The following is a 642-nucleotide window of genomic DNA, read 5'->3' on the forward strand; positions in this document are numbered from 1 at the left end:
TGAGGAGTCATTTTGGCTATTTATACCTTGCCCGAGCTGCAGTACGATTACGCGGCCCTGGAGCCGAGCATTTCGGCGCGGATCATGGAGCTGCACCATTCCAAGCACCACGCTGCCTATGTGGCCGGCGCGAACACGGCGTTGGAGCAGCTGGCCGAGGCCCGGGAGAAGGGCGAGTTCGGTGCTGTGCCGAAGCTGTCCAAGGACCTGGCGTTCCACCTGGGCGGGCACACGAACCACTCGATCTTCTGGAACAACCTGTCCCCGGAGGGCGGGGACAAGCCCGAGGGGGAGTTGGCTGCGGCGATCGACGACGCGTTCGGGTCCTTCGACGCGTTCCGTGCGCACTTCACGGCTGCGGCGATGAGCCTGCAGGGGTCCGGTTGGGCGTTGCTGGGCTTCGAGGGCCTGGGCTCCCAGCTGGTCATCGAGCAGCTGTATGACCAGCAGGGCAACGTGCCGGTGGCGACGACGCCGCTGTTGATGCTGGACATGTGGGAGCATGCGTTCTACCTGGATTACGTGAATGTGAAGGCCGACTACGTGAAGGCGTTCTGGAACATCGTGAACTGGGCGGATGTCTCGGCCCGCTTCGAGGCGGCGCGTGCCGGTGCCCCGAAGCTCGTCGTCCCCGGCAAGTAA

Annotated in this window: 1 protein-coding gene; it reads left to right on the forward strand. The window is 64.3% G+C overall.

Translation table 11 applies throughout. The features are described from left to right. Positions 1-12: 12 nt before the first annotated feature. Positions 13-642 (forward strand): superoxide dismutase, encoded by a 630-nt coding sequence (locus ACIPVK_RS21780; RefSeq protein WP_407614068.1) that lies wholly within the window; start codon positions 13-15, stop codon positions 640-642.

It is taken from the genome of Paeniglutamicibacter sp. MACA_103 (genome assembly GCF_045798555.1).
GTDB lineage: Bacteria > Actinomycetota > Actinomycetes > Actinomycetales > Micrococcaceae > Paeniglutamicibacter.